General features: G+C 64.0%; 23 protein-coding genes. 9 read left to right on the top strand and 14 right to left on the bottom strand.

Annotated elements, in window-relative coordinates; genetic code table 11:
* Positions 1-354 precede the first annotated feature (354 nt).
* The 3 genes from ACVOLV_RS17340 to tsaD form a co-directional block, all read right to left on the bottom strand.
* Positions 355-1,611, bottom strand: a complete 1,257-nt coding sequence (locus tag ACVOLV_RS17340) for a mechanosensitive ion channel family protein (protein WP_481555438.1) — start codon at positions 1,609-1,611, stop codon at positions 355-357.
* A 116-nt stretch (positions 1,612-1,727) separates the two neighbouring features.
* On the bottom strand, positions 1,728-2,087 hold the full coding sequence (gene folB / locus ACVOLV_RS17345; protein WP_282272609.1) for a dihydroneopterin aldolase: 360 nt from the start codon (positions 2,085-2,087) through the stop codon (positions 1,728-1,730).
* 82 nt (positions 2,088-2,169) lie between these two features.
* Positions 2,170-3,201, bottom strand: a complete 1,032-nt coding sequence (tsaD, locus tag ACVOLV_RS17350; protein WP_296246838.1) for a tRNA (adenosine(37)-N6)-threonylcarbamoyltransferase complex transferase subunit TsaD — start codon at positions 3,199-3,201, stop codon at positions 2,170-2,172.
* A gap of 126 nt (positions 3,202-3,327) precedes the next feature.
* On the opposite strand from tsaD, the gene rpsU reads away from it, so the two are divergent.
* From rpsU to ACVOLV_RS17380, 6 genes are all read left to right on the top strand, one after another.
* A complete protein-coding gene (gene rpsU / locus ACVOLV_RS17355; RefSeq protein ID WP_002808376.1) occupies positions 3,328-3,543 on the top strand; it encodes a 30S ribosomal protein S21 in 216 nt (71 codons plus the stop codon).
* Between the two features lie 144 nt (positions 3,544-3,687).
* Positions 3,688-4,134, top strand: a complete 447-nt coding sequence (locus ACVOLV_RS17360) for a GatB/YqeY domain-containing protein (RefSeq protein WP_481555439.1) — start codon at positions 3,688-3,690, stop codon at positions 4,132-4,134.
* A 289-nt stretch (positions 4,135-4,423) separates the two neighbouring features.
* A complete protein-coding gene (locus ACVOLV_RS17365; RefSeq protein ID WP_481555440.1) occupies positions 4,424-5,323 on the top strand; it encodes a YihY/virulence factor BrkB family protein in 900 nt (299 codons plus the stop codon).
* 236 nt (positions 5,324-5,559) lie between these two features.
* On the top strand, positions 5,560-7,296 hold the full coding sequence (dnaG, locus tag ACVOLV_RS17370; protein ID WP_481555441.1) for a DNA primase: 1,737 nt from the start codon (positions 5,560-5,562) through the stop codon (positions 7,294-7,296).
* Positions 7,297-7,316: 20 nt separating this feature from the next.
* Positions 7,317-7,808, top strand: coding sequence for a protein tyrosine phosphatase family protein (locus tag ACVOLV_RS17375; protein ID WP_481555442.1), 492 nt, complete (start codon positions 7,317-7,319; stop codon positions 7,806-7,808).
* A gap of 16 nt (positions 7,809-7,824) precedes the next feature.
* Positions 7,825-8,811: a bile acid:sodium symporter family protein gene (locus ACVOLV_RS17380; protein ID WP_481555443.1), complete on the top strand. Its 987-nt coding sequence runs from the start codon at positions 7,825-7,827 to the stop codon at positions 8,809-8,811.
* Between the two features lie 198 nt (positions 8,812-9,009).
* On the opposite strand, the gene cyoE is transcribed toward ACVOLV_RS17380, so the two are convergent.
* The 4 genes from cyoE to ACVOLV_RS17400 form a co-directional block, all read right to left on the bottom strand.
* Positions 9,010-9,903, bottom strand: a complete 894-nt coding sequence (gene cyoE, locus ACVOLV_RS17385) for a heme o synthase (RefSeq protein WP_296253347.1) — start codon at positions 9,901-9,903, stop codon at positions 9,010-9,012.
* Between the two features lie 3 nt (positions 9,904-9,906).
* Complete coding sequence (locus ACVOLV_RS17390) at positions 9,907-11,070, bottom strand: COX15/CtaA family protein (protein ID WP_481555444.1); 1,164 nt, start codon at positions 11,068-11,070, stop codon at positions 9,907-9,909.
* Positions 11,071-11,080: 10 nt separating this feature from the next.
* The gene (locus ACVOLV_RS17395) at positions 11,081-11,656 is read right to left on the bottom strand and encodes a hypothetical protein (protein WP_481555445.1); all 576 of its coding nucleotides are present in this window, start codon (positions 11,654-11,656) and stop codon (positions 11,081-11,083) included.
* 276 nt (positions 11,657-11,932) lie between these two features.
* Positions 11,933-12,667 (bottom strand): SURF1 family protein, encoded by a 735-nt coding sequence (locus ACVOLV_RS17400; protein ID WP_481555446.1) that lies wholly within the window; start codon positions 12,665-12,667, stop codon positions 11,933-11,935.
* Positions 12,668-12,724: 57 nt separating this feature from the next.
* Here ACVOLV_RS17400 and ACVOLV_RS17405 point away from each other — a divergent pair, with 57 nt between their 5' ends.
* A complete protein-coding gene (locus tag ACVOLV_RS17405) occupies positions 12,725-12,943 on the top strand; it encodes a twin transmembrane helix small protein (protein ID WP_282268147.1) in 219 nt (72 codons plus the stop codon).
* 46 nt (positions 12,944-12,989) lie between these two features.
* Here the strand turns inward: ACVOLV_RS17405 and ACVOLV_RS17410 are convergent, their stop codons facing one another.
* The 6 genes from ACVOLV_RS17410 to ACVOLV_RS17435 form a co-directional block, all read right to left on the bottom strand.
* The gene (locus ACVOLV_RS17410; RefSeq protein WP_282268145.1) at positions 12,990-13,865 is read right to left on the bottom strand and encodes a cytochrome c oxidase subunit 3; all 876 of its coding nucleotides are present in this window, start codon (positions 13,863-13,865) and stop codon (positions 12,990-12,992) included.
* 22 nt (positions 13,866-13,887) lie between these two features.
* Entirely contained in the window at positions 13,888-14,478 is a 591-nt protein-coding gene (locus tag ACVOLV_RS17415) for a cytochrome c oxidase assembly protein (protein ID WP_481555447.1), read from the bottom strand.
* Positions 14,475-14,612 carry a hypothetical protein gene (locus tag ACVOLV_RS17420; RefSeq protein ID WP_282268142.1) on the bottom strand — a complete coding sequence of 46 codons (138 nt, stop codon included), beginning with the start codon at positions 14,610-14,612 and terminating at the stop codon, positions 14,475-14,477. The genes ACVOLV_RS17415 and ACVOLV_RS17420 overlap by 4 nt, the downstream gene beginning before the upstream one ends.
* Before the next feature lie 11 nt (positions 14,613-14,623).
* Positions 14,624-16,234: a cytochrome c oxidase subunit I gene (gene ctaD, locus ACVOLV_RS17425; protein WP_282268140.1), complete on the bottom strand. Its 1,611-nt coding sequence runs from the start codon at positions 16,232-16,234 to the stop codon at positions 14,624-14,626.
* 62 nt (positions 16,235-16,296) lie between these two features.
* Positions 16,297-17,238, bottom strand: a complete 942-nt coding sequence (gene coxB / locus ACVOLV_RS17430) for a cytochrome c oxidase subunit II (protein WP_481555448.1) — start codon at positions 17,236-17,238, stop codon at positions 16,297-16,299.
* A 17-nt stretch (positions 17,239-17,255) separates the two neighbouring features.
* Positions 17,256-17,729 carry a DUF2244 domain-containing protein gene (locus ACVOLV_RS17435; RefSeq protein WP_481555449.1) on the bottom strand — a complete coding sequence of 158 codons (474 nt, stop codon included), beginning with the start codon at positions 17,727-17,729 and terminating at the stop codon, positions 17,256-17,258.
* 292 nt (positions 17,730-18,021) lie between these two features.
* Here ACVOLV_RS17435 and putA point away from each other — a divergent pair, with 292 nt between their 5' ends.
* Complete coding sequence (putA, locus tag ACVOLV_RS17440; RefSeq protein WP_481555450.1) at positions 18,022-21,255, top strand: bifunctional proline dehydrogenase/L-glutamate gamma-semialdehyde dehydrogenase PutA; 3,234 nt, start codon at positions 18,022-18,024, stop codon at positions 21,253-21,255.
* 462 nt (positions 21,256-21,717) lie between these two features.
* Here the strand turns inward: putA and ACVOLV_RS17445 are convergent, their stop codons facing one another.
* Positions 21,718-23,166, bottom strand: coding sequence for an outer membrane protein transport protein (locus ACVOLV_RS17445; RefSeq protein ID WP_481555451.1), 1,449 nt, complete (start codon positions 23,164-23,166; stop codon positions 21,718-21,720).
* Positions 23,167-23,367: 201 nt separating this feature from the next.
* Between ACVOLV_RS17445 and ACVOLV_RS17450 the strand changes: the two genes are divergently transcribed.
* Positions 23,368-24,060, top strand: coding sequence for a rhomboid family intramembrane serine protease (locus ACVOLV_RS17450; RefSeq protein ID WP_303748534.1), 693 nt, complete (start codon positions 23,368-23,370; stop codon positions 24,058-24,060).
* Positions 24,061-24,204 lie beyond the last annotated feature (144 nt).

The following is a 24,204-nucleotide window of genomic DNA, read 5'->3' on the forward strand; positions in this document are numbered from 1 at the left end:
TCAAAGCCCCTCTCCCGCTTGCGGGGTGAGAAGGGCTGCTTGCGAACCAAAGGTTCGCAGCCATTCGAACGACCTTGCGCCAGCGCAAGGGCCGGGGCGCGGAGCGGGGGTTGGGGTGAGGGCAGCGTTTCGCTGGGAAAGCCCCTGCCGAGCATGGCTCGGCACTACAGAGCCCAGCTCCTGCTCAAAGCCCCTCTCCCGCTTGCGGGGTGAGAAGGGCTGCTTGCGAACCAAAGGTTCGCAGCCATTCGAACGACCTTGCGCCAGCGCAAGGGCCGGGGCGCGGAGCGGGGGTGGGGGTGAGGGCAGCGTTTCGCTGGGAAAGCCCCTGCCGAGCATGGCTCGGCACTACAGTCAGTGCTCCCGCTGCTCGCGGACAGTCATCAGCATGGCGTCGCTGGATTCCTGGAACACATGCAAACCGAACTCCGGCAGCATCGCCAGCAGGTGGTCGAACATGTCCGATTGGATGGCCTCGTACTTCGCCCAGGCGGTCGAGGAGGTGAAGCAGTAGATCTCCAGCGGCAGGCCTTGCGGAGTCGGCGCCATCTGCCGCACCAGCATGGTCATGTCCTGATGGATGCCCGGGTTGTGCCGCAGATACAGCTCCACATAGGCGCGGAAGGTGCCCAGATTGGTCAGCCGGCGCGCGTTGACCGGTTCCGGGTGCGCCTGTGCCACCTGCGCATTCCACTGCTGCAGCTCCTGCTGCTTGCCCGCCAGATAATCATCCAGCAGCGCGATCTGACCCAGCCGCTCCAGCCCACTCGCATCGAGGAAACGCACGCTGTGCTGATCCAGGTAGATCGAACGCTTGATCCGGCGTCCGCCTGATTCCTGCATGCCGCGCCAGTTTTTGAACGACTCGGTGACCAGCTTCTTGGTCGGAATGGTGGTGACGGTCTTGTCCCAGTTCTGCACGGTAACCGTGTGCAGCGCGATGTCGATCACGTCGCCATCAGCGTTCTGGCTGGGCATCTCGATCCAGTCGCCGATGCGCACGCGGCCATCGCCGCTGATCTGCACGCTGGCCACCAGCGACAGGATGGTGTCCTGGAAAATCAGCATGAACACCGCCGTGGCCGCGCCCAGGCCGGTGACCAGATGCAGCAGCTCCACGCCGACCAGGATCGCCACGATCGACAGCCCGGCAAACACGAACACCACGATTTTGACGACCTGCAGGTAGCCCTTGATCGGCTTGTTGCGCGCGTCGGCGCGGCGCTCATAGAAATCGTTGAAAGCATCCAGTGCGTGCGACACCGCCATCGCAATGGTCAGCACCGTCCACGCATGACATAGCGCTTTCAAACCATTGACCAGGCCCGGCGGCAGTTCCGGCACGATGCTCAAGCCTGCGGCAAGCACCACCGACGGCACGATGTTGGACAGCCGCGCGATCACCCGCAGCGGCTGCTTGGCGTTGTGGTTGGGACCGGAGAAACGTTCGATCATCGAACGCAGGCCACGCAGCAGGATGCGCTTGGTGACGAAGTTGGCCAGCCATGCCACCAGCAGCAATCCCGCCAGCACCACCGCCGGATAGGCCATCGGGTACGGCGCCAGCATGTTATCCAGCTGATCCAACCAACGAATTCCCATTACCGCCATCGTGCACTTCTCCCTTTACTCGTACTGCAGAAACAACCTGCCCAAGCGCATTGCTTGATCGGACAGGCATAGCTCAGGCCGCGCACCGCAGTGCGCGCGACCGGATCACAACAGGCTCAGACGTCAGTGCGGCTACGCTCGATGATCACGCCAACCGCGCGCGCGCCGCGCACCGCGCCGGGCTTGCTCAGCTTCAGCCGCAGCCATTGCACGTTGAATTCGTCCAGCACGATCTGCGCGCAGCGCTCGGCCAGCGTTTCCACCAGGCCAAAATCGGAGGCGCGCACGAATTCCATCAGGCGCTTGCTGACCGCCTTGTAATTCAGCGTGTCGACGATGTCGTCGCTGGCGGCGGGCTTGCGGTTGTCGAAGCCCATTTCAAGATCGAACACCAGGGTCTGGCGGATGCGCCGTTCCCAGTCGTAGATGCCGATCAGGGCGTCGATTTCGAGCCCTTCGATGAATACCTTGTCCATTGCATCTGTCGTATTGGATGAATACGACATGGTAACGGCAGCAGACTGAGCCTGCCGTGGACGCGCACGGCAGGCCTGCTTGTCAGCCCTGCAAGGGCGGCAACAACGCCATGTCCCAGCGCGGCGTCACCTTGATCTCGGCCGGGCCGTGCTGGCCGGCCTGCAGGCGCAGGGCGCCGGCGAAGGCGATCATCGCGCCGTTGTCGGTGCACAGTGCCGGACGCGGGAAGCAGACCCTGCCGCCGCGGCGCTGGGCATCGTCCTGCAGCTTGGCGCGCAGGCGCTTGTTGGCGCCGACGCCGCCGGCCACCACCAATACGTCGCAGCCGGCCGCATCCAGCGCGCGGCCGCACTTGATCACCAGCGTGTCGACCACCGCGTCTTCAAAGCCACGGGCGATGTCGGCGCGGGTCTGCTCGGTCTGGTCGCTGTCGCGCCAGGCCATCAGCACCTGCGTCTTCAAGCCGGAGAAACTGAAATCCAGACCTGGCCGGTCAGTCATCGGCCGGGTGAACTTGTAGCGCCCCGGGGTGCCGATCTCGGCCAGCTTGGCCAGCTGCGGACCACCCGGGTACGGCAGGCCCATCATCTTGGCGGTCTTGTCGAAGGCCTCACCGGCGGCATCATCTAATGTCTCGCCCAGCAGGCGGTATTTACCGATGGCGTCCACCGCTATCAGCTGGGTGTGGCCACCGGAGACCAGCAAGGCCACAAACGGCGCTTCCGGCGGGTCATCCTCCATCAGCGGCGCCAACAGGTGGCCTTCCATATGGTGTACGCCGATGGCCGGCACATCCAGGCCCCAGGCCAACGAGCGGGCCACACCGGCACCGACCAGCAGCGCCCCGACCAGGCCGGGGCCGGCGGTATAGGCCACGCCCTCGATCTCGGAGATGGCGATGCCGGCCTCGTCCAGGGTCTGCCGGATCAGCGGCAGGGTTTTGCGTACATGGTCGCGGCTGGCCAGCTCCGGCACCACGCCGCCGTATTCGGCGTGCAGCGCGATCTGGCTGTAGACGGCATGCGCACGCAGCGCGGCCGCCCCGGAGAGTGAGGTGTCGTAGACGGCTACGCCCGTCTCATCGCAGGATGATTCAATGCCAAGGACTTTCATAAGGCGTATTGTGGACCTCTCTGACGCCCCCGCCAAATCGCGGGGGTTGCACGTCTGCGCAAAGGGACTATAATGCGCGGCTCACCGGGTGTGTCCCGGTTTTTCTACAGAGTCCCCGGAGATTCCATGCCCAGCGTTAAAGTCCGCGAGAACGAGCCCTTTGAGTTTGCTCTTCGCCGCTTCAAGCGCACTTGCGAAAAGGCCGGCGTGCTGGCCGAAACCCGCAAGCGCGAGTTTTACGAAAAGCCGACCCAGGAACGCAAGCGCAAGGCTGCTGCAGCCGTGAAGCGCCAGCTGCGTCGTTCCTCGCGCGACGTCACCAAGCGTCAGCGCCTGTACTGATCGTACGCAACTCCTGAACGGCGGGCTCCGGCCTTCCGTACTGGGGTGAAAGCCGGCACGCGCAAGCGTAGCCGGCTTTTTGCGTTCCAGACGCCAGCAATGCTGACGTCTCTTCCCAATATTCCCGACCCAAAGAGGTGCTCCATGAGCCTGAAGCAACAGCTGACCGAAGACATGAAGGCCGCCATGAAGAGCGGCGACAAGCACTCGCTGGGCGTGATCCGCCTGATCAATGCCGCCATCAAGCAGCGCGAAGTGGACGAGCGCATCGAGCTGACCGACACCGACGTGATTGCCGTGCTGGACAAGATGGTCAAGCAGCGCAAGGACTCGGTCACCCAGTTCGAAGCCGCCAACCGTGAAGACCTGGCTGTGATCGAGCGCGAGGAGATCGTCGTGATCGAGCGCTATGTCCCGGCCAAGATGGGCGAAGCCGAGATCCAGGCCGCAATTGACGCTGCCAAGGCCGAGACCGGCGCCAGCAGCGCTGCCGACATCGGCAAGCTGATGGGCGTGCTCAAGCCCAAGCTGGCTGGCCAGGCCGACATGGGCCTGGTGTCCAAGCTGGTCAAGCAGGCCCTGGCCGGCTGATCCCAGCTGCCGAGCTTGTGCGACAAGGCCCGCCAAGTGCGGGCCTTGTTGTTTCTGCCCTTCTGCTTTTAGTGGGAGCGGCGTCAGCCGCGAAGCTGGCAGTGCTGGAATCACCGCTCGGTCCGCAACCTGAGGGCCCCGTGGCTTCGCGGCTTACGCCGCTCCCACATCTGTTGTGCATTGCCGGGAAGGCCCCTGCCGAGCATGGCTCGGCACTACAGGTACCTATTCACCCGCCCCGAAGCCCAGCTTTGCTAGAACAGACCTCTGCCTTCACGCGATCCATCTGATGCCCGTAACCCGCCCCACCCTGCATTCGTTCAAATCCCGGCTGGAGCTGCTCCAGCAAAGCCTGCCGGCTGCCCTGGCCCGCCGCTTCGTCGAAGCCGACGTGATGACCCAGGCCGCATCGCTGGCCTTCTACACCTTGCTGTCGCTGGCGCCGCTGCTGGTCCTGCTGCTGTGGCTGACCGCCTCACTGTACCCACCAGCGCAACAGACACTTATCGAGCAAATTGGCTCGCTGGCCGGCCCCAGCGTCGCCGAGGTGGCACGCACGGTGATCACCAATGCCAGCGCACAGCCGGATCTGGGCTCGCTTGCCGGCATCTGGAGCCTGATCCTGCTGTTTGTCGGTGCCACCGTGGTATTTGCCCAGCTGCAGGCGGCACTGAACCTGATCTTCCGTACCGACTCCAAGCGTTTCGAAGGCATCTTCGGCTGGCTGAAGAAGCGGGTGTTCTCCGCCGGCGTGGTGCTGGCACTGGGCTTCCTGCTGATCGTGTCGATGGTCGCCACCACCGCCCTGCAGGTGATCTTCTCGCATCTGCCGTCGGCACTACCGGCATTGGGCTACACGACCACACTGGCACTGTATGCACTGGGCTTCGCCTTCCTCTACCACTACCTGCCGGACCGGCCGGTGGCCTGGCGCCAGGCCTTCCTCGGTGGCGCCATCACCGCGGTACTGTTCACCCTCGGCCGCTATGCGATTGGCCTGTACATCGCCAACGCCGCGCCAGGCAGCGCCTACGGCTCGATGGGTACGCTGGTGATCATGCTGGTATGGATCTACTACGCCAGTGTGGTGTTCTTTGCTGGCGCGCTGATTACCGCGGTGATTGATGAGCGGGCGTATGCGCGGCGGAAGGTGGAGGCTGCGGAAGTTGATGTTGGGGCTTTGGACTGACGGCAAGTGCAAAAGCCACCCCTCCCCGGCCCTCCCCTTGCCTGCGGCAAAGGGAGGGGACAAAAGCCACTCCCTCCCTTTCGCGCAGCGAAGGGGAGGGCCGGGGAGGGGTGGCTCTGCGCCTCTGACTGAAAACCATCAAGCCCAACACCCCGCCAGCACCAGCCCAGCCTAGTACACTCCCCTTCCCCCCTTTCACCGCGCCCCGCCAACCGGCGGCGCTATCGATTTGCCGCATGGCCCGACTTCCCGACGCGTTCATTGACGACCTGCTGGCCCGCACCGACATCGTCGAAGTGGTGGGCTCACGTGTGCCGCTCAAGCGCCAGGGCAAGGAGTACGCGTCGCGCTGCCCGTTCCATGACGAGCGCTCGGCCTCGTTCACGGTCTCGCCCACCAAACAGTTCTATCACTGCTTCGGTTGTGGCGCGCATGGCACCGCGATCAGCTTCCTGATGAATTACGACCGCCTCGAGTTCCTTGATGCGGTGGATGAACTTGCCAAACGCGTGGGCATGGAAATCCCACGCGAAACCAACGCACGCACACCGCAGCAGCAGGACGACAGCCGCGACCAGTACTCGGCGCTGGATGCCGCCACCCGCTTCTTCCAGAAGCAGCTGGAAGGCAACGACAAGGCCAGCGCCTACCTCGATGGTCGCGGCGTGGATGCTGACACCCGCGCGCGCTTCTCCATCGGCTATGCGCCGGATGGCTATAGCGCACTGAAGGACGCACTGGGCAAGGACGAGCGGCGCATGAAGCTGCTCGAGCGCGTCGGCCTGTTCTCCAAGAACGACCGCGGCCACGTCTACGACAAGTTCCGCGACCGGGTGATGTTCCCGATCTTCGACCGCCGCGGCCGCGTCATCGCCTTCGGCGGCCGCGTGATGGAAAAGGACGACGGCCCCAAGTACCTCAACTCGCCGGAAACCGCGCTGTTCCACAAGGGCCGCGAACTGTACGGCCTGTGGCAGGTGCGCCAGGCCAACCAGAAGATCGAACGGCTGATCGTGGTTGAAGGCTATATGGACGTGGTCAGCCTGTTCCAGTTCGGCGTCACCCAGGCGGTGGCGACGCTGGGCACGGCGACCACGCCCGATCATGCCGAGCTGCTGTTCCGCAACGCGCCGGATGTGTACTTCTGCTTCGACGGTGATGCCGCCGGTCGCCGTGCCGGCTGGCGCGCACTGGAGTCGGTGCTGCCGCGCATGAAGGATGGCCGCCAGGCCTTCTTCCTGTTCCTGCCCGATGGCGAGGACCCGGACACCATCGTGCGCAAGGAAGGTGCCGATGCTTTCGATGCGCGACTCAAGCAGGGCACGCCGCTGTCGCAGTTCTTCTTCGACGAGCTCAGCCGCGAGATCAACCTCGGCACGCTGGACGGCAAAGCACGCCTGGCCGAACGCGCAAAGCCAATGCTGGCACAGATTCCCGATGGTGCTTTTGGCGACCTGATGAAGCAGGAGCTGGCGCGCCTGACCGGTATCGGCAGCACCGCGACAGCCGCCGCGCCGGCAGCGCGCCCGCCGATGCGCAACAACGCGGTGCCGGCGCAGAAGCGCAGCCTGGTGCGCGCGGCCATCGCGATTCTTCTACAGCAACCCTCGCTGGTGATGGCACTGGAAGGCCATCACGCCATCGGCGGCCTGCGCCTGCCCGGCATCGAGTTGCTGGTTGAGTTGATGGCACTGGTGCAGCAGCGCCCGGACATCAGCACCGGCGCCCTGCTCGAACACTTCAACGACCGCGAAGAACAGGCCGCGCTGCACAAGCTGGCCGCGCAGGAACTGCCCGGCGATGAAGCGCTGTGGTCGCAGGAACTGCAGGACGCGGTGATGCAGTTGGAAAAGCAACTACTGACCCAGCGTCTGGACGAACTGCAGGCCAAGCAGCGCCAGCAAGGCCTGGACGACACCGACAAATACGAACTGCGCGAGCTGCTCAAGGCCCGCGCCAGCCTGCGCCTCTGACCTCTGCAAGGGAGCACTGCATGTACATCTATCGCCTGTCACTGCTCCTCTCACTGTTGCTCGCCGCCAACGCCTTCGCTGGCGATGCAACGCTGCGCCAGCCGCGCCCGGACCTGATCACCGCCGGCCAGCCCAGCGCGCAGCAGCTGCGCGATGCTGCCGCCAATGGCGTCACCACCGTCATTGATCTGCGCCGGCCCGATGAAGATCGCGGCTACGACGAAGCTGCCTTGGCCGAGCAGCTCGGCCTGCGCTATGTGCGCCTGCCCATTGCCGGTGCCGGCGACATCACCGAAGCCAATGCACGCACGCTGGATCGCCTGCTCAAGCAGGACAGTGGCAAGACCCTGTTGCATTGCGCCTCCTCCAATCGCGCAGGTGCACTGCTGTCGTTGATCGAGGCACACATCAATGGCGCAGCGGTGGACGATGCACTCACGTTCGGCCGTGACGCTGGCATGAGCTCACTCGAGCCCGCTGCACGCGCGGCTTTGGAAACCCCCATACCCTGATCGAGGCATTACCGACATGACACGCTGGTGGTCGCGACTGCGACCGGACAACTTCACCCTCGCCCTGCTCGCCACCGTTGCCCTGGCCAGCGTGCTGCCGCTCACTGGCGCCGCCGCCAAGGGCTTCGACCACTTCACCGATATCGCCATCGCCGCGCTGTTCTTCCTGCACGGCGCGCGCCTGCCGCGCGAATCCATCGTCGCCGGTCTGCTGCACTGGCGCCTGCATATCACCATCCTGGCCTGCACCTTCGTGCTGTTCCCGCTATTGGGATTGGCGATGAAGCCGCTGGCTGGCTGGGCGTTGACGCCGGAGCTCTACATCGGCGTGCTGTTCCTGTGCGCCCTGCCCTCGACCGTGCAGTCCTCGATTGCCTTCACCTCGATTGCCGGCGGCAATGTACCGGCAGCGGTATGTGCGGCCTCGCTGTCGAGCATTCTCGGCGTGTTCCTGACCCCGCTGCTCATGACGGTACTGGCCGGATCGCAGGGCGGCATGGCCAACCCACTGCATGCGGTCGGCGCGATCATGCTGCAGCTGCTTGTGCCATTCGTACTTGGCCATCTGCTGCGGCCGTGGATCGGTGGCTGGATCGAAAAGCGCCGCGGCCTGCTGCGTTACACCGACCAGGGCACGGTGCTGCTGGTGGTCTATGCCGCCTTCGGCGAATCGGTCAGCGAAGGCCTGTGGAGCAAGACGCCGCCGCTGTCCTTGCTGGCTGCGGCCTTGGTTGCAGTGGTGCTGTTGGCGATTGCCATGCCCGGCATCACCTGGCTGGCACGGCGACTGGGCTTCAACCGCGCCGACCAGATCACCATCATGTTCTGCGGCTCCAAGAAGAGCCTGGCCACCGGCGTGCCAATCGCCAAGGTCTTGTTTGCCGGCGGCAGCCTCGGTGCGATCGTGCTGCCGATCATGATCTACCACCAGATCCAGCTGATCGTCTGCTCGATGGTGGCGCAGCGGTATGCGAAGCAGAACGCCAACACGACGGGCTCTTGATCGTTGTGGGAGCGGTGTAAACCGCGAAGCTATTGGTGCTGCCGGTTGCAGCTGGATCTGCAACCGCAGAATGTTTGATTGCGGAACTCGTGGGTGTCAGGCGCATTCTCAGCTTCGCGACTTACGTCGCTCCCACAATCGCGATTGCTGTTGTTTGAATGAAGAAGGCCGGCTTTCGCCGGCCTTTTCTTTGCTGGATCACAACCAGGGCAGCAGCCAGTGGTCGACCAGCAGGAAGGCGAACAGCGCCATCAGGTAGACGATGGAATAGCCGAACATCTTCATGTTGAACATCTCATCCGGCGGGTTCTGCATCTTCCATGCGTACCAGAGGAACACGATGTTCAACACCGTTGCCCCGCCCAGGTAGAACATGCCGCTCATGTCGATCGCCACCGGCAGCAGCGTCACCACCGCCAGCACCACCGAGTACGCCAGGATCTGCTTGCGGGTATGCGGCACGCCGTGGGTCACCGGCAGCATCGGGATCTCGGCCTTGGCGTAATCGACGCGGCGGAAGATCGCCAGCGCCCAGAAGTGCGGCGGGGTCCAGATGAAGATGATCAGCACCAGCAACGAGGCGTAGGCCCAATCCGAGCTGCCCTGCATGCCGGTGATCGCCGCCCAGCCCAGCAGCGGCGGCGTTGCACCCGCCAGGCCACCGATGACGATGTTCTGCGAGGTCGCGCGCTTCAGGTAGACGGTGTAGATCACCGCATAGCCAATCAACGAAGCGAAGGTCAGCACTGCGGTGATCACGTTCACCCACAGCACCAGGATGGTCATCGACAGCGCGGTCAGCGCGCCGGCGAACACCAGCACCTGCCGCGGCGAGACCTTGCCGACCACCAGGGGCCGCCACGAGGTACGCGCCATCTGCGCGTCGATGCGCGCATCCAGCAGCTGGTTGATTGCCGCCGCGGCCGAGGCCGACAGCCAGATACCGAGGAAACCGAGCAGCCCCGTCACCACCTGCGCGGTGGTCGGCAGGCCGGGAATGGCCAGGCACATGCCGACCAGGGCGGTGAACACAATCAGTGCCACCACCTTCGGCTTGGTCAGGTCCCAGTAATCACGCCATGTTGTACGCATCATTCACTCCGGGGCGCGCAGCCGCGCCAGCAGCGTGACCAATACAAACAACAGGGCGACCGCACCACCGCTGTGCATCACCGCCACCACCAGCGGCAACGCCAGCTTGACGTTGAGCACGCCCAGCGTGACCTGCAACAGCACCAATCCGATCAGCATGCTTGCCCAACCGCGCATGCCGGGCAGGCGGAACATGCGTACCGACAGCACCAGCAGATACAGCGCTACCAGTACCGCGAACATCCGGTGCGCCATCTGGATGGCGATACGCGAGGCGCCATCGAGTACGCCGCCTTCGTAATCCACGCCGATGCCACGCCACAGGGTGAAACCTTCCGTGTAGTTCTGCTGCGGCCACCATTGGCTGACGCAGCGCGGGAAGTTGTCCAGCGAGGCACTGCCGCCGCCACAGGCCAGCGCCGCATAGTTGGCACTGACCCAGCCACCAAGCGCGATCTGCAGCACCACCAGTGCCACCGCTCCGCGCAGCCACCAGCGCAGGCGAGGTTCCTCGGCCAGGGTGATCGGCAGATGCGTGGCCTTCCACGCCATCCACACCAGCATGCCGAACATCAGCATGCCGCCGAGCAGATGGCCCATCACCACGATGGGTTTGAGCAGCCAGGTGACCGTCCACATGCCCAGCAGGGCCTGGAACACGACCACCGCCAAGGTCAGCACGGCAGCGCGCGCCAGATCGATGTTGGACCAGCGCAGCGCCGCCAGCAGCAGGATTGCTTCGCCACCGATGGCGAGCACGCTGGAGGCCACGTGTTCGCCGCGCATATACAAGGGAATTGCCAAGGCCACCAGCGCCGAGGCGGTGATGATCTGGGCGATGCCGCGCTTGCGCCGGCGTGCCGCCAGCAATGCCAGGGTCAGCACTTCAACGCCGAGCAGGCCGGCCAGGAAACGGTGTACCTGCTCGCGCCAGGCCTTGTGGGTTTCCAGCGGGCGGATCTCGCTGGCCACGTGCTGGGCGGCCTCCATCTGCGTCTGCGGCCAGGTGACGCGGCCATAGCAGGTGGGCCAATCCGGGCAGCTCAGGCCGGCATCGGACAGGCGCACGAACGAGCCGAACATGATCGTGCTCGCCGTCATGATCAGTGCGAACCACGCCAGACGGTGGAAATTGCGGTACAGCGCCGGACGCGCAGTGGCATTCATCGAACGGAACTCACATCAGTTTCAACAGCTTGGATAGATCAGCCCGCAATCCACCCGGCTCAAAACCCGGCGCATAACGGAATACCACAAAGCCATTGGGATCAATCACATACACCGGAGTGCCGGCCGGGTCATCAACCCCCGGCAGCTTGCCCCGGAACGCAGGCTGGGGCTGCAGCACCTTCAGTGCCGGCGTCGCAGCCACCTGTTCGGGCGGCGTACCCAGCCACAATATCTCGACATTATCCGCGTTATGCCCGAACAACTGCCACACCTTGTCCAATTGCTGCGACAAAGTGACGCAGGCCGGCGCACAGTCAGCTGGCGGTGCCAGCAGGATGTGCCAATGGCGCTCGCCGGGGTTCCAGTCGTAGGCCTGACCGTCGGCCAGGTGCAGCTGCTCGCTGCGCAGGTCCAGCGCTGGCTGCAACAGCTCGCCGTGGTGGCGGTTGATCTGCGGCGTCCAGCCGGAGAAACGCAGGATGCCAGCCAGCGCCATCGAACCGAAGAACATGGCGAAGATCAGCAGCAGTACCCGACGGCCGCGGTTGCGGGTGGCGAGCTGATCGGGGGTGAGTGCGTTCATGGTCGGGGTCTTTTCGAGCTGGCGATGGGGAGTGGCTGGGTGCGAAAGCTGGAGCAAGAGCAGGAACAGAAACAGAAGCAAGAGCTGAAGCAAAGGCAGAAAGCACCCCTCCCCGGCCCTCCCCTTCACCTTCGGTGAAAGGGAGGGGGAAATTCAACGGCAAAGGCAGGAGCGACGGCGAGGCAATCTGCCCCCTCCCTTTGGCGTAGCCAAGGGGAGGGTTGGGGAGGGGTGCTTTGGCCGTGGCTTCTGCTTAGCCATTGCCCTTGCTCCAACCTAACCAACAATTCCAACTCCCGCCTTCCGCCGCTTCTTGAACTGCAACACCAACGCAATCAGCAACACCGCCAAGGCCATTGCGAACCACTGCACCGCATACCCAAGATGCCGCGAAGGCGGCAAGGTATTCGGCAGCAGGTCCAGATCTCGTGCATAGCCGAGCGGCAAGGCCGGATCCAGTCGCAGCACCTTCGGCGCCAGCGCGGCGCCGCCCAACCCAAGCTGCGCAGCAATGGCCGGCAGATCCATCCGCGTCGCCAGCCAGGTCTTAGGCTGCGTGGCAGCGGTCAATGCAGGGCCCAAGGCGATACCGGTTGCCGGCGCAGGCGCCCACAGGCCCTGCAGAGTGTGTGTGCCCTGCTCGACGCGGATCAGCGGCAAGCTGCGGTCGGCGGGGAGCGGCAGCCAACCGAGGTCCACCAGCACCACCACACCGTTGGCAGCGCGCGCAGGCTGGTAGACCTTGATGCCTGCGCGGCCTTCGCGCAGCTGGTTGTCCAGCAGCACGCTGCCGGGCAGGAACTGCAGCTGGTCCTCTACCCAATGCAAGGAGTCCGGCGTGGATGCGGCCTGGGCAAGCGACACGGCGGCCGCGCGGGTCGGCGGCAACTGCGCAAGCAAGGCCTCTTTCTGCTGCATGCGCTGCAGCTGCCAGGCACCCAGCGCGCAGAACAACGCAGCCACCAGCACCGCCACCAGCCAGCCCAAAATCGCTGTGTGCTGTCGCGTCATGACAAGCTGCCGCCAAGCGGGTGATATAGCACTGCCCTTCCACCCTTCGAGCCACGCATGAATGATTCGTTGAAGACCTTGCTGGTAATCGCGTTCTTGATCGTCATCGTCTGGAATCTTGGTGCCGGCCTCTATTACCTGATGATCGATCGCGGCCAGACCAAACGGACGGTCAATGCGTTGACACGGCGTATCGCGCTGTCAGTGGTGCTGATCCTGCTGGTTGCCCTGAGCATCTACATGGGCTGGATCAAGCCGCATGGTGTGGGCGGTTGAACATCGCAGCAGCCGCACTGCATTGCAGCGCGGCTGCCGACGCTTGTTACAGCACGTAGACAAACAGGAACAGCATCAACCACACCACGTCGACGAAGTGCCAGTACCACGCGGCCGCTTCAAAACCAAAGTGGTTGTCACGGGTGAAGTGGCCCTTGGCCGCACGGAACCACATCACGATCAGCATGATCGTGCCCAGCAGCACATGCGCGCCATGGAAGCCGGTCAGCATGAAGAAGGTGGAACCGTAGATGCCCGAACCCAGCGTCAGGTTCAATTCCTTGTAGGCGTGGATGTATTCCTCGGCCTGGAAGAACAGGAACACGCAGCCCAGCAGCACCGTCGCACCCAGCCAGATCAGCAGCTGCTTGCGGTTGCCTGCCTTCAGCGCGTGATGGGCGATGGTCAGGGTCACGCCCGAGGTCAACAGGATCAACGTATTGAGCAGCGGCAGGCCCCAGGCCGGAATGGTCTGGAAGGCGCCACCGATATCAGCCGGGCCGTTGGTCGGCCACGCAGCCGAGTAACCATCCCACAGGTATTCGTTGGTGAGTACGCCATGGCCTTCACCACCGAGCCAGGGCAGGCCCATGTTGCGGGTGTAGAACAGCGCGCCGAAGAAGGCGGCAAAGAACATCACCTCGGAGAAGATGAACCAGATCATCCCCATCCGGAACGAGCCATCCACCTGCCGGTTGTAGTTGCCGCCCTCCGATTCGCGGATGACGTCACCGAACCACAGGAACAGGGTGAACACCATCATCGCCACGCCGATGAAGAAGGCCGCGCGGCCCCAGCTGGCGTCGTTGAGCCAACTGGCTACCCCGACCATCATCACCAGCATCGCGATCGATCCTACAAACGGCCATTTGCTGCTGCTTGGCACGAAGTAGACGTTGGGATCAGGGGTGTTATGGGCCATGGCGTTGCTTCCGGGTCCGTGATCAGGGAGCTGCATGCGCAGCGGCCGCGGCAGTTGCCGGGGCCAGCTGTTCGGTCAGCGCATCATTCTTGTAGAAGGTGTAGGACAGGGTGATCGTGTTGACGTCGGCCGGCAGGTCCGGGTCGACGATGAAACGTACCGGCATGTCGCGTTTCTCACCGGCCTGCAGGGTCTGCGCGGTGAAGCAGAAACACTCGGTCTTGTTGAAGTAGCCCGAGGCACGCGCCGGTGCTACTGACGGCACCGCGCTGCCAACCAGCGCGCGGTCGCTGTCGTTGCGGGCGTAATACAGGGCTTCGTTCAACTCGCCCGGCACCACGTCCATCGTCAGCTTTTCCGGATGGAAGGCCCACGGCAACTTGGAATTGACGCCGCCATCGAACTCCACCCGCACGGTGCGCTTGCCGGTGGTCGCATGTGCATTGGCTTCGTGCGTGGTGGCGCCGCGCTCCAGGCGCACGCCGAATACTTTTTCGCAGGCGATGCGGTACAGCGGCACCAGCGAGAAGGTCAGCACGAACACCGCCAACGCCACGCCGATCAGCCGGCCAAGACCGGCATTGGGCTTGGGTGCGGGCGCCGGCGCGGTCAACTCGCCAGCACCCCGGACAGGATGAAGCCGACGTAGACCGCCACCGCGATCAGGCCAACCACCAGCGCGGTGCGCCGCGAACGGCGCCTGCGCAGGGCCAACTCTTCAGCCTGGAAATGGTCGTTGCTGCTCATTGCCGGCCTCCTCAATGGGTCACGTCGTCATGCGCCAGATCGCCCGGCTTGATCACCGGCGGCACGGTAAAGGTGTGCGCAGGCGCCGGCGACGGAATGGTCCACTCCAGGCCCTTGGCGCTCTCCCAGGCACGCGCTTCGGCACGCTTGCCGTTGCGCAACGAGGACAGCAGGATCGCCGCCATCATGAACGGGGTGGCGAACATGCCGAACGCACCAATCGAGCTGATCAGGTTCCAGTCGGCGAACACCGGGTTGTAATCCGGGATGCGCCGCGGCATGCCGGCCAGGCCGAGGAAGTGCTGCGGGAAGAACAGCAGGTTGACGAACACCATCGTCCACCAGAAATGGAACTTGCCCCAGAACTCGTTGTACATGCGGCCGGTCCACTTCGGCCACCAGTAGTAGACCGCAGCAATCAGCGCCAACACCGCGCCGGTCACCAGCACGTAGTGGAAGTGCGCCACCACGAAATAAGTGTCGTGGTACTGGTAGTCGGCCGGCACGATGGCCAGCATCAGGCCGGAGAAACCGCCGATGGTGAACAGGATGACGAAGGCGATGGAGAACAGCATGGGCGTTTCGAACGTCAGCGAGCCCTCCCACATCGTGCTGACCCAGTTGAACACCTTCACCCCGGTCGGGATCGAGATCAGCATCGTGGCGAACATGAAGTAGATCTCGCCACCCAACGGCATGCCCACCGTGAACATGTGGTGCGCCCACACGATGAACGACAGGAAGGCGATGGCGGCAGTCGCATAGACCATCGCCTGGTAACCGAACAGCGGCTTGCGGCTGAAGGTCGGCAGGATCTCGCTGACCACGCCGAACGCCGGCAGGATCATGATGTAGACCTCGGGGTGACCGAAGAACCAGAAGATGTGCTGGAACATCACCGGGTCACCGCCACCGGCGGCATTGAAGAAGCTGGTGCCGAAGAACTTGTCGGTCAGCAGCATGGTCACCGCGCCAGCCAGTACCGGCATCACCGCGATCAGCAGGAAGGCGGTGATCAGCCAGGTCCAGCAGAAGATCGGCATCTTCAGCAGGTCGATACCCGGTGCACGCATGTTGAGCACGGTGGCGATGATGTTGATCGCACCCATGATCGAGCTGACACCGGCCACGTGGATGGCGAACACGCTGAAGGCGACGTTGTAGCCACCCTGCAGCGACAGCGGCGGATACAGCGTCCAGCCACCGGCCGGCGCACCACCGGGCAGGAACAAGGTCACCAGCAGCATGCCGAAGGCCACCGGCAGCAACCAGAACGACCAGTTGTTCATGCGCGGCAGGGCCATGTCGGGCGCGCCGATCTGCAGCGGGATCATCCAGTTGGCGAGGCCGACGAAGGCCGGCATCACGCCACCGAAGATCATCACCAGTGCATGCACGGTGGTCATCTGGTTGAAGAACTCGGGCTTGACGAATTGCAGGCCGGGTTGCGCCAGCTCCAAGCGGATCACCACGCTCATCGCCGCACCGATGATAAACATCGTGAAGCTGAAAAGCAGGTACAGCGTGCCGATGTCCTTGTGATTGGTGGAGAAGAACCAGCGCTCGAAGAAGCCCTGTTGGTGACCGTGGTGATCGGAGTGGTCCACTGCGGTATTCGCCATTGCAACTACACCTCGTTATGCGTTTTCAGGCATCGCGCCGGTGGCACCGGCACGCAGTGGTATCAGGCAGCGGCCGCCGCTGGTGCGGCGGGGGTGGCTTCCGGTTGCGTTGCTTCGGGCGCCGCGGCGGGTGCCGGTTCGGCGGCAGGTGCGGGCGCAGCTTCCGCAGGTGCGGCAGGCGCCGGCTTGCGCGAGGCCAGCCAGGACTTGAACTCGTCCTTGGACACGGCCTTGACCACGATCGGCATGAAGCCATGGTCCTTGCCGCACAGTTCCGCGCATTGGCCGCGGTACACGCCTTCGGTTTCGATGTTGGTCCAGCGCTCGTTGATGAAGCCCGGCACGGCGTCCTGCTTCCAACCAAGTGCTGGCACCCACCAGGCGTGGATCACGTCGTCGGAGGTGATGACGAAACGGACCTTGGTATCGACCGGCAGCACCAGCGGGTTGTCCACGTCCAACAGGTAGTGCGGATCGCTGGCCATGGTCGGCACGCTGCCGCTCTGCCGCACTTCATCGGACTTGCGGTCCAGGCGGCTGGTGAAGACCACGTCTTCACCGAGGTATTCGTACTTCCACATCCACTGATAACCGGTGATCTTCACCGTCATCTCGGAATCGCGGGTGTCGTACATGGCGATCAGCTTGGCCGTGGCCGGCCAGGCCATCACCACCAGGATGATGATGGGAATGACGGTCCAGATGATCTCCGCCTTGGTGTTGTGGCTGAACTGCTTGGCCACCGCACCCTTGGACCTGCGGAACTTGAACATGGCGTAGGCCATCGCGCCGAACACCAGCACGCCGATGACGGTACACACCCACAAGGCCACCATATGTGCGTCCCACGCCATACGCGAGGTATGGGTGACGCCCTTGCCCATATTGAGCTGCCATTCCTTGGGATCGGCCGATTGCGCCCATGCTGCCTGCGCCGACAGCATCATCGCTGCCGCTGCCAAACCGTGTTTCAACTTCGCGCCCCACACGCTGCTTTGCTTCATTGCCTAGACCCTTGACGTCATCGGTTGCTGCCATTGCTGGCCGCGAGCAAGCCTTCAAGTGTCACCGCAAGTTCCCGACGTTCCACGGGCGCGAGGAAACTCCCCACTTCCACCCACTTGCCGCTGGAAACCAGCAGGACCCGTTCCTTCCCGGTCACCACCCGCACCCAATACGGGTGTGCGCGGAATACCGGCGAAACTCCGGCTGCGGGAATCACTTCCACGCAGTCCGGTCCTACCCGGATCTCTTCCCGGCGGTTGCTGCTGCGCCAACATGCGCGCAGTGCAGCTGCCACCAGCAAGCCATGCAACAACGCGAAGACAGGGGCCAGGCGGTTGCCGGACAGCCAAGCCAGGCCGGCCGCGAACACCATCAATCCTGCCAACGCTGCAAACAACTGGACGAACTGCCGAGCACTGAGTGCCCGTGGGGGGTGCAGTAGCAGCTGCGTCCCTGAGCCATCGGAATCTTGCCGAAGCACCTGGATCATCACAGCCGCGTCCATTCCGCGGAAATCGAGTTCGATGGTAGCCCTGCCCACGCACGCCCGGCAAGCTTCCATTCATCAACGTCGAGAATGCTGCAGTGCACATCAAATCTGCACCGATATCGCCCAAGCACGTCGATTTATTTGCCGGAATCAGCACAATTGAAATTGATCTGTTAATTATTGCGAAAGCGCATACATGCCAGTGCTTTTGCGCTGCAAACAGACACCCACAAAGGACTAGGAAATCCGCCGCCGAAGATTAAAATGGCCGAATCCAACTGTGGCCGAGCGCATGAACGCAACACCTTCTCCTGATGTCGCCTCCCCAACGTCGCCGGCCCCGCCGCTGCTGACGCCCGAGCTGCCGCCCGCGCCGCCTGCGCTGCGCCAGGCCATCACCGATGCATGGCTCAAGGACGAAGCCAGCCACGTCCTCGAACTGCTGGAGCAGGCCCGCCTGCCGACCGCCGAACAGGCACAGGTACAGGCCACCGCCGCCGACCTGGTGCGCCGTGTGCGCGCCCGTTCCAAGAACCAGGGCGCGATCGAAGCCTTCATGCGCCAGTACGACCTCGGCAGCGAGGAAGGCGTGCTGCTGATGTGCGTGGCCGAAGCCCTGCTGCGCATTCCGGACCAGGAAACCGCCGACAAGCTGATCCGCGACAAGCTGGGCGAAGCCGACTGGAAGCGCCATATGGGCCAGTCCGATTCGGTGCTGGTCAATGCCTCCACCTGGGGCCTGATGCTGACCGGTCACCTGGTTGATCTGGCCGATGCCACCAAGCGCGACGTGCATGGTGCCTTCAAGCGTCTGATCGGCCGCGTTGGCGAGCCGGTGATCCGTCTGGCCGTGCGTCAGGCGATGAAGATCATGGGCCACCAGTTCGTCATGGGCCGCACCATCGACGAAGCGCTGTCGCGTTCGCACAAGGGCGACAACAGCAACTACCGCTACTCCTTCGACATGCTCGGCGAAGGCGCGCTGACCATGAAGGACGCGCTGCGTTATCTGGAAGACTACCGCCGCGCCATCCACGCCATCGGCAGCGACAACATCGCCCGCGGCGGCAAGGCCGATGGTGACGTGACCAAGTCGCACGGCATCTCGATCAAGCTGTCGGCACTGTACCCGCGCTACGAACATGCCAAGCGCGAGCGCGTATTGAATGACCTTGTCCCGGGCGTGCTGGAACTGGCGCAGCTGGCCAAGTCCTACGGCATCGGCTGCACCGTCGACGCCGAGGAAACCGATCGCCTGGAACTGTCGCTGGACATCATCGAGCGCGTGGTCAGCCATCCGTCACTGAAGGGCTGGGCAGGCTTCGGCATCGTCGTGCAGTCCTACCAGAAGCGCACGCCGTACACGATCGATTACCTCGCCGACCTGGCCCGCCGCATCGGTCACAAGCTGCAGGTGCGCCTGGTCAAGGGCGCGTACTGGGATGCGGAAATCAAGCGCGCGCAGATCGAAGGCCTGCCCGCCTACCCGGTGTTCACCCGCAAGCAGAACACCGACGTGTCCTACATCGCCTGCGCCAAGCGTCTGTTTGGCCATGCCGATGCGATCTACCCGATGTTCGCCACCCACAACGCGGCCACCATCGCCACGATCAAGCAGATCGCCAAGGGCGGCGTGTACGAGCACCAGAAGCTGCACGGCATGGGCGACGACCTGTATGCCGAAGTGATTCCGGCTGACCGCTTGAACGTGCCCTGCCGCGTGTACGCACCGGTTGGCTCGCACGAAGACCTGCTGCCTTACCTGGTACGTCGCCTGCTGGAAAACGGCGCCAACTCCAGCTTCGTCAACCGCATCACCGATGAAGACGTATCCATCGACGACCTGATCCGCGATCCGGTCGAAGCCGTGTCTTCGTTCGCCTCCGTCTCTCCATCCAACATCGCGCACCCCAAGATCCCGCTGCCGGTTGATTTGCTGCGCAGCCAGAACCACGACAGGACCAACTCCATGGGCATCAACCTCGCCAACGACAACGAACTGCGCGCCCTGGCCGAGCAGCTCAACGCCGCCATCAAGCCTTGGCAGGCGACGCCGCTGGTGCAGGGCGTGGCCGCGGGCACGCCGTCGCAGCCGGTGGTCAACCCGGCCGACAACCGCCAGGTCGTCGGTCACTGGCAGGCTGCCGATGCCGCCACCGTGCAGAAGGCGCTGGCCAATGCCGTGGCCGCGCAGCCGGCCTGGAACCGCACCCCGGCTGCCAGCCGCGCCGCCATCCTCGAGCACGCCGCCGATCAGCTGGAAGCGCGCATCGCCGAGTTCATGGCGCTGTGCGTGAAGGAAGCCGGCAAGAGCCTGCCCGACGGCGTCGCCGAAGTGCGCGAAGCGGTCGACTTCCTGCGTTACTACGCCAAGCAGGCACGCGAGCAGTTCGGCAGCGCCGAAAAGCTGCCGAGCCCGACCGGCGAAAGCAACGAGCTGCAGCTGCACGGCCGTGGCGTCTTCGTCTGCATCAGCCCGTGGAACTTCCCGCTGGCGATCTTCCTCGGCCAGGTGGCCGCCGCCCTGGCCGCCGGCAACAGCGTCATCGCCAAGCCGGCCGAGCAGACCAACCTGATCGGCTATTACGCAGTGAAGCTGCTGCTCGACGCAGGCGTGCCGGAAGGCGTGCTGCAGTTCCTGCCGGGCGACGGTGCCACCGTCGGTGCCGCACTGACCGCCGACCCGCGCGTGGCTGGCGTGGCCTTCACCGGCTCCACCGAGACCGCCCGCGCCATCAACCGTGCGATGGCTGCACGCGATGCCGCCATCGGCGTGCTGATCGCCGAGACCGGTGGCCAGAACGCCTTCATCGCCGACTCCTCGGCGCTGCCGGAACAGCTGGTCAAGGACGCCATCGGCTCGGCCTTCACCTCCGCCGGCCAGCGTTGCTCGGCAGCGCGCGTGCTGTTCGTGCAGGACGACATCGCCGACAAGGTGATGGGCATGCTGTCCGGCGCGATGGCCGAACTGAAGGTTGCCGACCCGGGTGAACTGTCCACCGACGTCGGCCCGGTCATCGACGCCGACGCCCTGCAGATCCTCAAGGATCATGCCGTGCGCATGGACGCCGAGGCACGCCTGATCGCCGCTGCACCGTTGTCCGACGCCGCCGCAAACGGCACCTTCTTCGCCCCGCGTGCGTATGAGCTGAAGGACCTGAACCAGCTGCACAAGGAGATCTTCGGGCCGGTACTGCACGTGATCCGCTGGAAGGCCGATCAGCTGGATGCGGTGATCGACCAGATCAACGCCACCGGTTACGGCCTGACCCTGGGCGTGCATTCACGCATCGACGAAACCGTTGATCGCATCGCTTCGCGCGTCAACGTCGGCAACGTCTACGTCAACCGCAACCAGATCGGCGCGGTGGTCGGCGTGCAGCCGTTCGGCGGCCAGGGCCTGTCCGGCACCGGCCCCAAGGCCGGCGGCCCGCACTACCTGCTGCGCTTCGCCACCGAGAAGACGGTAACGGTGAACACCACCGCCGCCGGCGGCAACGCCTCGCTGCTGACCCTGGGCGATTGATCCCAGTAGTGTCGTGATCAGGAAAAACCCCGCGCAAGCGGGGTTTTTCTTTGCACTGCCAAAACCTACCCCTCCCCTTCGCTGCGCGAAAGGGAGGGGGCTGTAGTGCCGAGCCATGCTCGGCAGCGGCTTTCCCGGCAATGCATCAGCCTCGCAATGATTGTAGAAGCGGCGTCAAACGGATTTTTCCCTGCGAAAAACTACCCCTCCCCAACCCTCCCCTTCGCTGCGCGAAAGGGAGGGGGCGGTAGTGCCGAGCCATGCTCGGCAGCGGCTTTCCCGGTAGTGCGACAGCCTTGTAGGAGCGGCGTCAGCCGCGAAGCAGATGGTCTATCTGATTGCAGCGGCATCGGTGATTTCATTGATGCCAGCTTCGCGGCTGATGCCGCTCCCACAAGACAACGCACAAACAAAAAGCCCCGCTTGCGCGGGGCTTTCTGCATGCATCAATTACAGGTTCGATCAGAACTTGTAGTTGATCGAGGCAGCGAGGATGTCGCCGCCCACGTCGTACTTGCCCTTGAGCACGTTGCCAGTGGCCGAGGTCACGTTGATGCTCGGCTCATTGGTGAACAGGTGGGTGTAACCGAAGTTGAACTCGGTCTTCTCCGACGGGGTCCAGCCGAGGCCGACCGACAGCCACTTGCGGGTCACGTCCGGCACGCGCGGGTCGCGGTGCTCGATGCTGGTCGGCGACTCGTCATAGGCCACACCGCCACGCAGGGTGATGGTGTCGGACAGCTTGTACTCGGTACCGATCGAGGCAAAGGTGGTGTCGTTGTAGTGGAAGCCGAGGGTGTAGTCCGGCTGGTTCGAGGCGAAGTCGACGGTGACTTCATCGAACGCGGTCTTCCATGCGGTGCGCGACACGTCGCCCATCACGGTCCAACGATCGTTGACGCGGTGGGTCACGCTCATCGACAGCGAGGCCGGCAGGGTCACCGTTGCCTTGCCCGAGGTGTCCACGAACAGGCCGCTGCCCGGCTGGCCGAGGGCAACCGAGACGTTCTGCGGAACGGTGAAGTTGGCCTTGCCGCCGGTGATCTTGTGCTCGACCTTGGAGCGGTAGCTGAAGGCGATGTTGGTGTCTTCAGTCGGGCTCAAGGTGGTGCCGAGCACGTAACCGACGGCATTGTTGTCGCCTTCGATGGTGACGAAGCCATCAGCACTGCCCGGCGAGAAACCACCGAGAGCGGCCTGCTGACCAGCAGCGGCAGCGGCGGCAGCAATCTGCGCCGGGGTGCGACCAGCGGCAGCAGCTGCGGCGGCGGCACGCTGCTGGGCGGCACCGTTGACCACGGCGCCCATGTCCAGTGCGTTGGACAGTTCGATGGTCAGGTGCTCAACGAACACCGAGGCGCCGAACGACACATACGGGTTGACGTCGTAAGAGAACGCCGCGCCCAGGTCGATGGCCTTCAGGTCGGTGGTCACGCCGCTGTAGCGGCCCACCCAGTTCTTGTCGTAATCGGTCTTGAAGCCGAACGGTGCAGTCAGCGACAGGCCGAAATGCATGTTGTCGTTCTCACCGAACGGCAGGTGGAAATACGCAGCCGGGACCGGTGCGATCATGCCGGCGTCGCCGCCGTTGCCACCGGTGATCTCGGTGCCGGTACCCGGGCCGCCCGGGCCGGAGTTACGGCCAGAGGCCTTGGTGAAATCCGCGGAGAAGCTGATGGCGCTCAGGTCAGCCTGGAACTGGCGACCGTCGAGCAGGCGCATCGAGGCCGGGTTGGTGGCGACGACCGAAGCGTCGCCCCATGCGCTGGTGGAACCAGCAAAAGCGCGGCCGAGGCCCTTGGCGCTGTTTTCCTTCAGCTGGAAGGCAGCAGCATCGGCGTGGCTGAAAGCCAGGGCGCCGGCAATACCGACAGCAAGGGCAGTTACGCGAGCAATAGCAGAAGCGGTCATAGTGGAAGTTCTCTCCGTAAACGGTAATGGTCGTTTTTGCGCCTGCACTCCCAAGTAGCGAGCTACTTGACAGTGCGCCGGAGTCCCCTCCCGACATACGACGCCGTATGCAGTATCACCCACGCTGGTTAACTAAACAATAACGACGAAAGACATATTCCCAGCCCTTCACGGGCGGTCCCGGGTTAGGCTTCCGGACTCATGTTCGTCTCCATTCCTTCCAGAAATAAGTCAGGCCTGCGCTGGGCAGTGCCGTTGCTGTGCCTGACCTTGCTGGCCGCCTTCCTGTGGTCGATCTCAAGGCCAGATGAGGCGCGCCGCTCGCTGTGGCTGGACTGGGGTGCGCTGGCGACAGGCCTGGGCAGCGGCCGCGATTGGTGGGCGGCACTGAGTGATGGCAGCGTATTAAGGTTGTTCACCGCGCTGTTCCTGCATGCCGACTGGTCGCACCTGCTGGGCAATCTGGTGTTCCTGCTGATCTTCGGCCTGCCGGCAGAACGGGTGCTGGGGCCGTGGCGTTTGCTGCTGCTGTTCCTGTTTGGCGGTGCCATCGCCAACCTGGCGGCGCTGTACGTGATCGGCTCGCCCGAACGCACCATCATCGGCGCCAGCGGCGCGGTGTCGGCCTTGATGGGCACCTATCTGACCCTGTTCCCACGCGCCAAGCTGGGCGTCGTTCTGCCCTTGGGCCTGTTCCTGGAGTTCGTGCGTGCACCGGCCTTCCTGCTGATCGGCGTGTGGGCGGCTCTGCAGGTGGTGTTCGCCTATATCGGCCCCAGCTTCGGCATGGTGGCCTGGTCGGCGCATGTGGCCGGCTTTTTGTTTGGCGTGGCGTACGGGTTGTATGTGCGTGCGGCGATTGCCCGGCGCCTGCGTAAACGCAAGGGTTTCTAGCCCTGCCATTTTTTTGTGGGAGCGGCGTGAGCCGCGAAGCCCGTGCCCCAACAGGTCACCGGCTTGCCTGCAGTTCATTGATATCGGCTTCGACCGGGTAGCCCCCGCCCACAAAACCACCCAAAAAAACGCGGAACACCCAAA

The sequence above is a fragment of the Stenotrophomonas sp. STEN023 genome (assembly GCF_056760135.1).